Genomic DNA, 13,689 nt, shown 5'->3' with positions numbered 1-13,689 from the left:
CCCGGCCTAGGCCGGGTATTGCATTTCAGGAAACTCCGCCTCGCCGTTCGGCGAATGAGCGGAGTTTTCTGCTTTCTGCCCGAGACTGTCCAGCCCCGCGCCACGACAGTATGCTGAGCACCCTATGGCCGGCCTGATTCCGCAATCCTTCATCGATGACCTGCTCAACCGCACCGACATCGTCGATGTGGTGAGTTCGCGCATCCAGCTGAAGAAGACCGGCAAGAACTACAGCGCCTGCTGCCCCTTCCACAAGGAAAAGACCCCCTCCTTCACCGTCAGCCCGGACAAGCAGTTCTACTACTGCTTCGGCTGCGGCGCCGGCGGCAACGCCCTCGGCTTCGTCATGGACCACGATCAGCTGGAGTTTCCCCAGGCGATCGAGGAACTGGCCAAGCGCGCCGGCATGGACGTGCCGCGCGAGGAAGGCGGTCGCGGGCGCACGCCGCGCCAGCCGGTGGACTCGCCGCTCTACCCGCTGCTGGAGGCCGCCGCCGAGCACTACCGCCAGGCGCTGAAGAGCCACCCGCAGCGCAAGTACGCGGTGGACTACCTCAAGGGTCGCGGCCTGACCGGCGAGATCGCCCGTGACTTCGGCCTCGGCTTCGCCCCGCCCGGCTGGGACAACCTGCTCAAGCAACTGGGCGGCGACGTCCTGCAGCAGAAGGCGATGATCGACGCCGGCCTGCTGATCGAGAACGCCGAGAACGGTCGGCGCTACGACCGCTTCCGCGACCGCATCATGTTCCCCATCCGCGACAGCCGCGGCCGGGTGATCGCCTTCGGCGGCCGGGTGCTGGGCGACGACAAGCCCAAGTACCTCAACTCGCCGGAAACCCCGGTGTTCCACAAGGGCCAGGAGCTCTATGGCCTGTTCGAGGCGCGCAGGCACAACCGCGACCTCGACGAGATCATGGTGGTCGAGGGCTATATGGACGTCATCGCCCTGGCCCAGCAGGGCCTGCGCAATGCCGTGGCCACCCTGGGTACCGCCACCAGCGAAGAGCACCTCAAGCGCCTGTTCCGCATCGTGCCCAGCGTGCTGTTCTGCTTCGACGGCGACGCCGCCGGGCGTAACGCCGCCTGGCGCGCCCTGGAGTCGACCCTGCCGAGCCTGCAGGACGGCCGCCGCGCGCGCTTTCTGTTCCTGCCCGAAGGCGAAGACCCGGACACCCTGGTGCGCGCCGAGGGTACCGACGCCTTCCGCGCCCGGATCAACCAGCACGCGCAGCCGCTGGCCGACTACTTCTTCCAGCAGCTGTCCGAAGAGGCCGACCCGCGCTCGCTGGAAGGCAAGGCGCACTTGGTCACCCTGGCCGCACCGCTGATCGACAAGATTCCCGGCAACAACCTGCGCGCTCTGATGCGCCAGCGCCTGAGCGAGATCACCGGCCTCTCCGGCGAAGCCCTCAGCCAGGTCGCCAGCGCCCCGCGCAGCCAGCCGAGCCACGCCAGCCCGGCGCCCGGCGGCGACTACCCGGACTACGCCGACATCCCCGACAGTGCCTTTTACGACGCCGCGCCGGATCTGGGCGGCTACGAGCAGCCGGCGTCCGCGCCGAGCTACGAACGCAGCACCGGCAAGGGCAAGGGTGGCTGGAAGAAGGACGGCGGCAAGTGGAGCAAGAAGGGCCAGGGCGACTTCGCCCCGCGCGCGCCGCGCACCGCGGTCAGCGTCGAATCGCCGCACCTCAGCGCCCTGCGCACCCTGCTGCACCATCCGCAGCTGGCGCAGAAGGTCGAGGACGTCAGCCACTTCGCCGACGAAGACGACACCTACGCCCAGTTGCTGGTGGCCCTGGTCGGCGCCCTGCAGAAAAATCCCGGGCTGCGTTCGCTGCAGTTGATCGCACGCTGGCACGGCACCGAACAGGGCCGTCTACTGCGGGCCCTGGCGGAAAAGGAATGGCTGATTTCAGCGGACAACCTTGAACAACAGTTTTTCGACACTATAACTACTCTTGCAGCCCGCCAACGCGAGCGCAGCCTTGAACAACTGCTGCGCAAGGCCCGTCTAAGTGAGTTGAGCGCAGAGGAAAAAGATCAGCTGCGCGCCCTGCTAAGCCGTAACGCATCACCAGTCTCCCCCTCCCCAACTGGCGCGTAAGGGTCTTAATCAGGTATAATCCGCGGCTTGTTTTCAGCCCGCCAAGACCTTCAGTGGATAGGGTGTTATGTCCGTAAAAGCGCAACAGCAATCTCGTTTGAAAGAATTGATCAGCCGCGGTCGCGAGCAGGGCTACCTGACGTACGCGGAGGTCAATGACCACCTGCCGGAAGATATTTCCGATCCGGAACAGGTGGAAGACATCATCCGCATGATCAACGACATGGGGATCAACGTATTCGAGAGTGCTCCGGATGCGGACGCCCTGTTGTTGGCCGAAGCCGACACCGACGAAGCCGCGGCCGAAGAAGCCGCTGCCGCCCTCGCCGCCGTTGAGACCGATATCGGCCGCACCACCGACCCGGTGCGCATGTACATGCGCGAAATGGGTACCGTGGAACTGCTGACCCGCGAAGGCGAGATCGAAATCGCCAAACGCATCGAGGAAGGCATCCGCGAGGTGATGAGCGCCATCGCCCACTTCCCCGGCACCGTCGACGGCATCCTCGCCGAGTACACCCGCGTCACCACCGAGGGCGGCCGTCTGGCCGAAATCCTCAGTGGCTATATCGACCCGGATGACGGCAGCGTACCCGACGAAGCCGCCGCCCCCGTCCCCGTCAAGGAAGGCGCCGCCGCCGCAGACAGCGACGACGACGAGGAAGAAGAGAGCAGCGACGACGAGGAAGAAGAAGGCGACGGCGGTCCGGACCCGGAAGAGGCGGCGCGCCGCTTCAATGCCGTGGCCGAGCAGCTGGACAAGGTGCAGAAGGCGCTGAAGAAGCATGGCCGTGGCAGCAAGCAGGCCACCGAAGAGCTGGCCGCGCTGGCCGAGCTGTTCATGCCGATCAAGCTGGTGCCCAAGCAGTACGACGCCCTGGTCAGCCAGGTGCGCGACGCCCTCGACCGTCTGCGTGCACAAGAGCGCGCCATCATGCAGCTGTGCGTCCGCGATGCGCGCATGCCGCGTGCCGACTTCCTGCGCCTGTTCCCGGGCAACGAAATCGACATGGCCTGGGCCACCGACCTGGCCAAGGGCAAGGCCAAGTACGCCGAAGCCCTGGGCAACCTGCAGGCCGACATCCAGCGCTGCCAGCAGAAGCTGGCCGACCTGGAAGCCGAGTGCAGCCTGAGCCTGGCCGAGATCAAGGACATCAACCGGCGCATGTCCATCGGCGAAGCCAAGGCTCGCCGCGCCAAGAAGGAAATGGTCGAGGCGAACCTGCGTCTGGTGATTTCCATCGCCAAGAAGTACACCAACCGCGGCCTGCAGTTCCTCGACCTGATCCAGGAAGGCAACATCGGCCTGATGAAGGCGGTGGACAAGTTCGAATACCGTCGCGGCTACAAGTTCTCGACCTACGCCACCTGGTGGATCCGCCAGGCGATCACCCGCTCGATCGCCGACCAGGCGCGCACCATCCGTATCCCGGTGCACATGATCGAGACGATCAACAAGCTCAACCGCATCTCCCGGCAGATGCTCCAGGAAATGGGTCGCGAGCCCACTCCGGAAGAGCTGGGCGAGCGCATGGAGATGCCCGAGGACAAGATCCGCAAGGTGTTGAAGATCGCCAAAGAGCCGATCTCCATGGAAACCCCGATCGGCGACGACGAAGATTCGCACCTGGGCGACTTCATCGAGGACAGCACCATGCAGTCCCCGATCGACGTAGCCACGGTCGAAAGCCTCAAGGAAGCCACCCGCGAAGTGCTGGCCGGTCTCACTGCCCGTGAAGCCAAGGTCCTGCGCATGCGCTTCGGGATCGACATGAACACCGACCACACCCTCGAGGAAGTGGGCAAGCAGTTCGATGTCACCCGCGAGCGTATCCGGCAGATCGAAGCCAAGGCGCTGCGCAAGCTGCGCCACCCGACGCGCAGCGAGCATCTACGCTCCTTCCTCGACGAGTGACAACAGAACCCCCGGCCCAGGCCGGGGGTTTTGCTTTGGCGCTGTCCCAGTCAGCTGTTGCCAGGGCCCCAAGCAAGGCTCGGGGGTCTTAGGCGCGATGCGCCGTGGCCCACGCCAGCCGCCATTGCCGGGCTAAAGCCCAGCCTACGGGCCTTTGCCCCCACTCCCGAGCATTGATGCAGACATCGCCTCTGCTTTAGTGCGCAGGCAAACTGCCATCTATGCGGCAGCCGGTCTACACTGCGACAGGTACTGGTTCCGAAACGAGGCTGTTATGCCACGCTTGCCGGCCATTCTGTTGTTGTGCCTGGCGTACTGGACGACCCCGGCCTCGGCTCTGACCCTCAGCGAGGAGGAACGCCGCTGGCTGGCGGCCCATCCCGAGCTGCGCCTGGGCGTCGATGCCTCCTGGCCGCCCTTCGAATTCCGCGATGATCAGGGTCAGTACCAGGGTCTGGCCGCCGATTACGTGCGGCTGATCGAAAGCCGCCTGGGCGTGCGCCTGCAACCGGTCGAGCCGAGCAGCTGGAGCGAAGTGCTGGCGCAGGCCCGCGCCGGCGAAATCGACCTGCTGCCCGGCATCATGTCGACCCCGGAACGGCAGACCTACCTGGCCTTCACCCGCCCCTACCTGGATTTCCCCATCGTCATCCTGGCGCGCAACGGCGGCCCGCAACCCAGGCGCATGGACGACCTCTACGGCCTGAAGGTCGCCGTGGTGGCCAACTACGCGCCGCACGAGCTGCTGCGCCAGCGCCACCCCGACCTCAACCTGCAGCCGCTGCCCAGCGTCGCCGCGGCCCTGCAGGCGCTGGCCACCGGACAGGCCGACGCCCTGGTCGGCGACCTCGCCTCCAGCGTCTGGAGCCTGCGCCAGCTCAAGCTCGACGGCCTGTTCATCAGCGGCGAAACGCCCTACCGCTACCAGCTGGCCATGGCCACCCCGCGCGACCAGCCGGTGCTGATCGGCATCCTCGACAAGCTGTTCGCCGAACTCAGCCCCAGCGAGATAGCCGTGCTCCAGGCGCCCTGGGTCGGCGGCGTGCTGGATCGCCGCAGCATCTGGCGCGAGGTGCTGCTCTATGGCCTGCCGGCGCTGCTCGGCCTGCTGGCGGTGATCGCGATCATCCTGCGCATCAACCGCCACCTGCACAGCGAGATGCAGCGCCGCGCCGAGCTGGAACAGGAGCTGCGCAGCCGCGAGCAGCACTTTCGCGACCTGGTGGAAAGCCTCTCGGCCATCGCCTGGGAGGCCGAGCCGGGCGACCTGCGCTTCACCTACGTCTCGCCGCATGCCGAGAAGCTGCTCGGCTACCCGCAAGGCGACTGGCTGCAGCCGGGCTTCTGGCAGCAGCACCTGCACCCGGACGACCACCAGCGCACCCTGCGCCAGTGCCTGGAGCACTGCAGCGCCGGCCAGGATCATGTCCTCGAATACCGCCTGCAGGCCGCCGACGGCCGCAGCGTGTGGGTGCGCGACATCATCACCCTGCTGCAGCGCGGCGAACGCCAGGTGGTGCGCGGCCTGATGATCGACATCAGCGAGACCAAGCAGACCGAGCAGGCGCTGCGCCTGTCGGAACAGAAGTTCGCCTCGGTTTTCCAGCAGTGCCCGGACATCCTGGTCATCGCCCGCCGCGCCGACGGCGTGCTGCTCGAGGTCAACGCCGCGTTCACCGAGCAGACCGGCGTCAGCGTCGAACGGGCGATCGGCAAGACCGCCACCGAACTGGACATCTGGGGCGTGCCCGGCATCGGCCCGAACCTGCTGCTGCGCCTGCAGAACGAGACCCTGCGCAACCTCGAGCTGCCCTTCCGCCGCGCCGACGGCAGCCTGTTCACCGGGCTGATCTCGGCCGAGGCCTTCCAGCTCGCCGACACCCCCGCGCTGGTGGTGGTGGTGCGCGACATCAGCCAGCTCAAGGCCATCCAGGAGCAGCTGCAGATTTCCGAGGAGAAGTTCGCCAAGGCCTTCCACGCCTCGCCCGACGGCCTGCTGATCACCCGCCTGCGCGACGGCCTGCTGGTCGAAGCCAACGAGGGCTTCAGCCGCATCACCGGCTACCGCCTCGACGAGATCGCCGAGCAGAGCACCCTGAGCCTGGGCATCTGGGCCGACCCGCGGGATCGCCAGCGCCTGGTCGACGCCATCCGCCTGCGCGGCCGGGTGCGCGAGATGATCGCCCCGGTGCGCACCAAGGACGGCCAGCTGCGCCTGTGCGAGCTGTCGGCGCAGCCCTTGCCGATCGGCGGCGAAGACTGCCTGCTGACCATCGCCCGCGACATCACCGAGCGCCAGCAGATGCAGGAGGAACTGCAGCAGGCCGCCACCGTGTTCGAGAGCACCGCCGAAGGGGTGATGATCACCGACCTGGAGCAGCGCATCACCGCGGTCAACCGCGCCTTCACCCAGATCACCGGCTACGCCGAGGCCGAGGCGCTCGGCCAGCGCCCCAGCCTGCTCGCCTCCGGCCAGCACGACAGCGCCTTCTACGCCGCCATGTGGCACAGCCTGGCGGCCAACGGCCACTGGCAGGGCGAGATCTGGAACCGGCGCAAGAACGGCGAGCTCTACCCCGAATGGCTGACCATCAGCGCGGTGCGCAACGCCGAGGACCGGGTCACCCACTTCGTCGGGGTGTTCGCCGACATCTCCAGCCTCAAGCACGCCCAGGCCCGCCTCGACCACCAGGCCCACCACGACCCGCTGACCGGCCTGCCCAACCGCCTGCTGTTCGAGAACCGCCTGCGCAGCGCCCTGGAGGGCTCGCGCGCCGACGACCAGCTGGGCGCCGTGCTGTTCCTCGACCTCGACCGCTTCAAGCAGATCAACGACAGCCTCGGCCACCCGGTCGGCGACCTGCTGCTCAAGGCCATCGCCGAGCGCCTCAAGCTGCAGCTGCGCGACATCGACACCGTGGCCCGCCTCGGCGGCGACGAGTTCATCATCCTGCTGCCCGGCCTGCACCAGCCGCAGGACGCCGAGCAGGTCGCGCAGAAGCTGCTGGAGTGCTTCGCCGCGCCCTTCCAGATCGACAACCACGAGTTCTTCATCAGCGCCAGCATCGGCATCAGCCTCTACCCCAAGGACGGCGCCGACGTCGCCACCCTGGTGAAGAACGCCGACGCCGCCATGTACCAATCCAAGGCCAAGGGGCGCAACCGCAGCGAACGCTACACCCGCTCGCTGACCTTCCAGGTCAACGAACGCATGGCCATGGAACAGGAACTGCGCCGCGCCCTGGAGCGCGACGAGCTGTGCCTCCATTACCAGCCGAAACTCTGCCTGCGCAGCCAGCGCCTGGTCGGCGCCGAGGCCCTGGTGCGCTGGCCGCACCCGGTGTTCGGCGACATCCCGCCGGATCGCTTCATCCCGGTGGCCGAGGAAAGCGGGCTGATCCTGCCGCTGGGCGACTGGGTGCTGCAGCAAGCCTGCCGCCAGCTGCAGCACTGGCAGGAGGAACACGGCAGCTTCGGCCCGCTGTCGGTCAACCTGGCCGGCGCCCAGCTGCACCAGGCCAACCTGCTCGCACGCATCGACGAACTGCTGCAACAGCACGGCCTGGCGCCGCAGCGGCTGCAGCTGGAGATCACCGAAAACTTCATCATGAACCAGGCCGAGGAAGCGCTGGGCATCCTCCACCAGCTCAAGCAGCTCGGCGTGCAACTGGCCATCGACGACTTCGGCACCGGCTACTCCTCCCTCAGCTACCTCAAGCGCCTGCCGCTGGACGTGCTGAAGATCGACCAGTCCTTCGTCCGCGGCCTGCCGGACGACCCGCACGACCTGGCGATCACCCGCGCCATCATCGCCCTGGGCCACAGCATGCAGCTGACGGTGATCGCCGAAGGGGTGGAAACCAAGGCCCAGGAGCTCTGCCTGGCCGCCGAGGGTTGCCTGCAGATCCAGGGCTACGTGGTCAGCCGCCCCCTGCCCGCCGACGCCTTCGCCCGCAAGTTTCTCTCGCCCGGTCACGCGGTTGGCACTGGCGAGAGCGCGCCGGTATAATCCGCCGGCCTTCTGGGGGCCTATAGCTCAGTTGGTTAGAGCACTCGACTCATAATCGATTGGTCGCAGGTTCAAGTCCTGCTGGGCCCACCACCTTCAAAGCCGCGCATTGCGCGGCTTTAAGCTTTTTAGGGTTGTGGCATCTGGATCAGCCTATGGTCCGAAGGTACAAAATCGGTACAGTACTGGTTAGCCAGTCTGCCTTTGGAGTCCTTATCTGATGGCAACAATCGTCAAAAACCCTGCCGGCACATGGAAAGCCGTAGTCCGCAAAACGGGCTGGCCGACCAACGCCAAAACCTTCCGCACCTTGTGCTCAAAGCCGCCTACTCCGTTAGAATCCAAGCCATCCTTACCATCGGAGCGGTATCGTGATGGAACACCTATGCATGATTTTCACTCGATTTAATATTTCGCCCACCCATCAGTGCGTAAATATTAAATTTCACCCTGCAGAATACTCGACACAAATATCCATTAACTCTTCGGAGGGTGCAATATGAGCGTACTCTCCGGCGAGAATGGAATAATTTTCTTCGAAAATGTCATAACCTCGACGAAAACACTCATAAGCTCAGGACTATGGAAAGAAGTTAATCTACGCACATTACAAGACTGGATAGAGCACTTTGAGACCGATCAAGAAAAGGTTCTCTGCGGGCTACTCTTAGACTCCTTGATATTCAGATCAAGAGCTCAGACTCAAGCTTTACTTTCCAACGTAATTGAAAAATCCATACCGCAACTTATCCAAAGCTCTCATCCCGAAGTCGCAAGCAGCCTGCATAAAACCTTGACTGCAAAATACCCAGGAAAAGAAAGAGAAAAAATCATAATCGTACCGGTTATTAGAGACATTGACCCGCCGACCAAAAGCGGCCCGCTAGTAGCAAGACTCTATAAAAAAGACATTGGGGTTAATGAAAAATTCATGGAATGGCCATGGAAACTCCAAACCAAAGCAGAGCAAGCAAACATCGTTATTTTTATAGACGACTTCGTGGGGACTGGAGATCAGTTCTTAGAATTTTTTAAGCTTTTCTTCCCAAACCAGACTACTCATAAGGATATTGAATATATCTACGCACCTCTAGGAGCTTGTAAAACCGGCCTTGACAAAATCAAAGAAGAAATACCAAGAATCAAAATTTGCCAAGCCGAAACGATACTGCCAGAAAACAAATTCTTCTCCGGATTGCCCATGAGATATAAGGGGCTTGACGAAGAATTTGTACAATCCATGAAAGTGACTTACGAAGAATTTCTAAAAAAAGTTGGACTAGGGAAGCTAAAAGATAAATTTGGCTATGGCGAACTAGAGCTAACATACGCTTACGCACACGGCACGCCTAACGCCACACTACCAATACTTTGGGCAGCAAACGAACAGTACCAACCTATATTTTCGAGGTGAGCAATGGAACTCAACTACCAAGACAGCCTTAGCGCAGTGCTCGCCAACAACCGAAGCGAACATATAGGGATGGATGTTTGGGAAGACTTCGTCCTTCCTTATTTCTACACAAAAATTGACTTCAACAGCAGCTTCCCGCTTCGACTGGAAGGGGGGAGAGGTAGCGGCAAGACCATGCTCTTACGATACCTCTCTTATCACAGCAGATTCTCCGAAAAAAGAAAGAATATCCCAATTAACGAACTAGAGGCTGTTGGTTTGTATTTGCGAGCCGACACACAATTTCTTAGGCAACTTCAAAAGCGCGGAATTGAAGAGGAGAAATGGCATTCAATTTTCTCCCATTACATCAACACATGCCTCCTGACCGAAATTTGCAGCGCTCTTATAAAGATGTCCAAGGCGAGCTACGCAGATGGAGAGGTCTTTGAAGCAGACACAACGCAGCTGAAATCACTAAAGGTCTATGGCGATAAATTTTGCGGGACAGCGCAGGAGCTTCTTGAAGAGTTTAGAACAGAAAGAAAACGCTGCGAGCTCGCTGTTGCGAACCCACGACTGATAGAAGAGCTGTTAATACTGCCAGACTCCACCCTTACGGACATTATCACAGAAATAAAAGACTCCATAAGCCCCAGAAAAATCAAGTTCAAAGTGTATTTTGATGAGTATGAAAACCTCCTAAAATATCAACAACTCATCATCAACACTAGAATGAAACATTCAGAGCCCCCTCTAATATTCAACATAGCTGCAAAGCTAAATGGAGTACCGCACTCAGAAACAACTGGAAACGAATCACTCTCCTACAAGCACGACTACACCATTGAAAACTTAGACAACCATTTAGCAGGAGACTCTTTTGAGTGCTTTGCAGCTGAGATCCTATTTCTCCGCCTTTCCAAAAGCGACCCAAAATATCGAGAGATATTCGCTGGCGTACAATTAAACTCCGTGGATGACCTTAAAAAGAGGCTAGACGACAATTACAAAGAGAGGGTGCTAAAAAGCGCTCGGAGTCTACTGCCTGGAAAAAGCCATGAAGACCTAGCAGAGGAAATATTCTCCGAGCCAAAGCTACTAAAAAAACTGAATGGCGAGATTGAGGCCGGACTGAAGACAAAGTCTTCACGGCTAGCCCCAGAACAGTTCATTGACCACAGCAACAAAAAAGCCTCTATTGTCGCATCCTCATTAATGTTCAGAAAAAAACTCTCTGCCGAGGAGATCCTAAACAACATAGAATTACTGAAGGCAGGAAAGGATAATAAATTTACAGGAAGCACATCTTGGATACAAAATTTCTTCATCGGCAGTTACTTGAAACTCCTGCGCTCCTTCAAAACAGAATCCACATTCTACGCTGGCTTCGACGTCTATGTTCACCTCGCCAACGGGAATATGCGGCACTTTCTAGAGCTATGCCGTACAGCGTTTTCTAATTTCTCAATAAAGAGCGACGACAACATTTCGATTGACTTTCGCTCCCAGCATATATCAGCGATGCAAACAAGTGAGATTCTCTTCAGAGAGATATCCAGCTTCATGCCTCACGGAAAGAGGCTAAAAACATTTTGCGGACGGCTTGGTGAGATTTTCGGATTATTCCAAGAGAGAAACTCCCAAAGCGAGCCAGAAATCACTCATTTCAATATAAAAGGCGGACTCCAGTCTCTCGAGAGCGAAGACCAAGAATTCCTAAAGGAAGCTGAAAAGTGGGGCATTCTCACTACTACCACCTCAACAAAAGGGAAAAGCCTTGACCGTAAAGATGATTGCGACTGGGTACTAAACCCAATCTATTCACCATATTTTTTCATTAGCTATCGAAAGATCAGGAAAACATACTTTGAGCCGGAGGAACTTAACGCCATAATTTCTGAGTCCGGAGATAAATTTGATGCAGTCCGCAATGCGAGGAGAAAGAAGCTAGAGGTCAGCGACGAATCCGACACTGGTGAAGCCACGTACCAGCGGGGGCTTTTCTAATGGATGTATTAGAATATAAAAGCCTTCAAGACCTCGCCGAAAACAAGTGGGACATAGCTTTGCATGGCAAACACTCCGATGACCGAGACAAGGAAATAAGGTCTTTCCTCGAAGCAGCTTGCGCAGAGATGTACAACTTCAGCTACATACCCCATGACATGCTTTCATTTCTTAACGGAGCACCGGTAGAACTACATTATTTGAGTGATGAACTTAAGATTTTTGCAGGGCGCAAAATTGTTATTGACGCAACATCATTCGACGTTGCTGAACTAGCTATATTATGCACGGCATTAAACGATTCAGACCTGAAGAATTTTGATGTGATTTATGCCGAACCTCACGAGTACTCACACGACTCAAACAATGGCGAGAAGAGCTTTAATTTATCAGAGAGCCTTCTAGGCTTTGAAGAGGCAGGGATACCAGGAATATCCAGAGCAATCCCAAGCGACGAGCCAAAATTATTTATCTTTTTCATGGGTTATGAAGGAGATAGATTCAGAAACGCCCTAGAACTCTCTGAACTTTCGGGAAAAGAATGCAGCCTTGTTTTCGGCGTCCCTGCCTTTAAATTCGGCTGGGACAAAAACTCTCTACTCAGCAGTGCTCGCGCAATACTAGAAAACAACCTTCAAGATGCTTTCCTATTTTGCGGGGCAACCAACATCTCGGGTGTAAACCGCCTTCTACAAGAGCTTCGCCAAAAACATCAGAACGAATTATTTTTCCTAGTACCACTAGGGCCGAAGCCAATGAGTGTAGGAGCAATCAAATTTCTATGTAGTGATAAAAATACTGCGTTGCTGTATGATCACCCCGCAAGATCTAGCAATAGATCTACGGGTATCGCCAGCATCCATCTCGCCCGAGGGTTCCTTAGTTGACGAGCTGCTATTTCTTCCCTACGCCCGACACTGTAGTGCAGTCAATTATTAAAAATGAAGCACACGGTGACTTTGCTCGCGTACTCGAGCCAGCCGTTGGGGATGGAGCTCTTCTTAAAGCCATTGGGAACAACTACAAAGAGTTATTAGCTTTCGACATAAACCAAGAAAACCTTTCGACGGTATCAAAAACAGTAGACCCTACTCGAGTAAAGCTATCGTGCGAGGATTTTCTTAGCTCCGAAGTGCAGGGGAGCTTTGACCTAATACTATCCAACCCACCATTTAACAACAATCTCGCTCACCATGTCGCACACAATAACAAAAAGACGCCAATAGAGGCTGCTTTTGTAGTGAAGTGCTTAACGCATTTGAGTCAAGATGGGAAAGCCATTTTCATTTTGCCATCATCAATTATTAATGGCGACAAAACCAGATGGCTCAGAGAGCGCATAATTTCAAATCACAAAATAACCTCTATCTACAAGCTTCCAAAATTCTCCTTTAAGAAGGTCGAAGGAAGCTTTTATGTACTATGTTTGGAAAATACAAAATCCAAAAACTACGATATTCGATTCTACAAGAGCTGCAACCTCAGCTACATCTTAAACTCTAGCGAGGTAATCTCTCAAAACTACAACCTAGACCCCGAGCTACTTTCTAAAACCAGCGAATATGAAAGGGTCCTTGAATGCTTGGGCAGAGTTAAACTTTCCTCCCTAGCATCCATAAATAGAGGAAACATTTGCGCGACCGGAAAGAAACATTCGCTATACCACTCTACAGACTTTAAAAGTCACATAGCCAGGCCCAAAACCATCTCCCATGGCCTAGTAAGCTCTGCCTCCACTACAAATCTAAACCTTCTATTGAAGCGCGTCGGCCGTCTAGCAAGCAAAAGCCTTTCCATATACTACGGCAAAGAAGAAATTCCTTGCAGTGACTGCATAATAACGATCACCCCTAACGCCGCAGGGGAGTCAAGTTCACTTAGCCTCTTGCTTATGCTTCGCGTTTCTATCGCGCTAGGTGCTGATGCTGTCTTTGAGATATCAGGAAGCGGTGCGAACTATATTTCACTATCAAGGCTAAAAACTCTTGACATACCCCTGCATGCAATATTCAAAGATCCAGAAACAATAAATAGCTATAAAAAACTTATAATTTCAGAATCCCGCGCGGAAGCGTCTCTATTTGAAGAAAAAATAGCAGATCACATAATTGCACAGACGGACATCGCAAAAATAGCTACCGCGGACTGCTAAGTGGACGAAAGCTACGTTCCTGTCTTGTAGCCCACACGCGGAAGCGGCAAGTCAAGGGGAGTGGCACGGTACAAATGCAGTACAGTTGTCAGCTAATGAAAAC

At 57.5% G+C, this 13,689-nt stretch carries 7 protein-coding genes, 1 tRNA gene and 1 pseudogene; all 9 read left to right on the top strand.

Annotation, left to right across the window (positions count from 1 at the left end; genetic code table 11):
• Positions 1-124 precede the first annotated feature (124 nt).
• The 9 genes and pseudogenes from dnaG (at position 125) to ACIGFL_RS15450 (ending at position 13,586) form a co-directional block, all read left to right on the top strand.
• Entirely contained in the window at positions 125-2,107 is a 1,983-nt protein-coding gene (dnaG, locus tag ACIGFL_RS15490; RefSeq protein WP_122110108.1) for a DNA primase, read from the top strand.
• A 67-nt stretch (positions 2,108-2,174) separates the two neighbouring features.
• Positions 2,175-4,022, top strand: coding sequence for an RNA polymerase sigma factor RpoD (gene rpoD / locus ACIGFL_RS15485; protein ID WP_031303673.1), 1,848 nt, complete (start codon positions 2,175-2,177; stop codon positions 4,020-4,022).
• A 274-nt stretch (positions 4,023-4,296) separates the two neighbouring features.
• A complete protein-coding gene (locus tag ACIGFL_RS15480; RefSeq protein WP_397497787.1) occupies positions 4,297-8,031 on the top strand; it encodes a bifunctional diguanylate cyclase/phosphodiesterase in 3,735 nt (1,244 codons plus the stop codon).
• A 16-nt stretch (positions 8,032-8,047) separates the two neighbouring features.
• Positions 8,048-8,124, top strand: a tRNA-Ile gene (locus ACIGFL_RS15475).
• A 127-nt stretch (positions 8,125-8,251) separates the two neighbouring features.
• Positions 8,252-8,341 (top strand): annotated as a pseudogene (locus ACIGFL_RS15470) (integrase); the annotation flags it as partial.
• Positions 8,342-8,530: 189 nt separating this feature from the next.
• Positions 8,531-9,445: a hypothetical protein gene (locus ACIGFL_RS15465; protein WP_397497786.1), complete on the top strand. Its 915-nt coding sequence runs from the start codon at positions 8,531-8,533 to the stop codon at positions 9,443-9,445.
• Between the two features lie 3 nt (positions 9,446-9,448).
• A complete protein-coding gene (locus ACIGFL_RS15460) occupies positions 9,449-11,434 on the top strand; it encodes a hypothetical protein (RefSeq protein ID WP_397497785.1) in 1,986 nt (661 codons plus the stop codon).
• A complete protein-coding gene (locus ACIGFL_RS15455) occupies positions 11,434-12,321 on the top strand; it encodes a hypothetical protein (RefSeq protein WP_397497784.1) in 888 nt (295 codons plus the stop codon). Before ACIGFL_RS15460 ends, ACIGFL_RS15455 begins: the two co-directional genes overlap by 1 nt.
• A 35-nt stretch (positions 12,322-12,356) precedes the next feature.
• A complete protein-coding gene (locus ACIGFL_RS15450; RefSeq protein ID WP_397497783.1) occupies positions 12,357-13,586 on the top strand; it encodes an Eco57I restriction-modification methylase domain-containing protein in 1,230 nt (409 codons plus the stop codon).
• The last annotated feature ends 103 nt before the right edge of the window (positions 13,587-13,689 follow it).

This window comes from Pseudomonas sp. NPDC077649, from assembly GCF_044542855.1.
In the GTDB taxonomy this organism is placed as follows: Bacteria; Pseudomonadota; Gammaproteobacteria; order Pseudomonadales; family Pseudomonadaceae; genus Aquipseudomonas.
Note: the sequence above shows the minus strand (reverse complement) of the source record. Positions and strands in the feature narration are given on the sequence as shown.

Bases quoted from the DNA above. Each gene is read 5' to 3' on its own strand.
- dnaG (WP_122110108.1), top strand. From the start codon at position 125: ATGGCCGGCCTGATTCCGCAATCCTTCATCGATGACCTGCTCAACCGC.
- rpoD (WP_031303673.1), top strand. From the start codon at position 2,175: ATGTCCGTAAAAGCGCAACAGCAATCTCGTTTGAAAGAATTGATCAGC.
- ACIGFL_RS15480 (WP_397497787.1), top strand. From the start codon at position 4,297: ATGCCACGCTTGCCGGCCATTCTGTTGTTGTGCCTGGCGTACTGGACG.
- ACIGFL_RS15465 (WP_397497786.1), top strand. From the start codon at position 8,531: ATGAGCGTACTCTCCGGCGAGAATGGAATAATTTTCTTCGAAAATGTC.
- ACIGFL_RS15460 (WP_397497785.1), top strand. From the start codon at position 9,449: ATGGAACTCAACTACCAAGACAGCCTTAGCGCAGTGCTCGCCAACAAC.
- ACIGFL_RS15455 (WP_397497784.1), top strand. From the start codon at position 11,434: ATGGATGTATTAGAATATAAAAGCCTTCAAGACCTCGCCGAAAACAAG.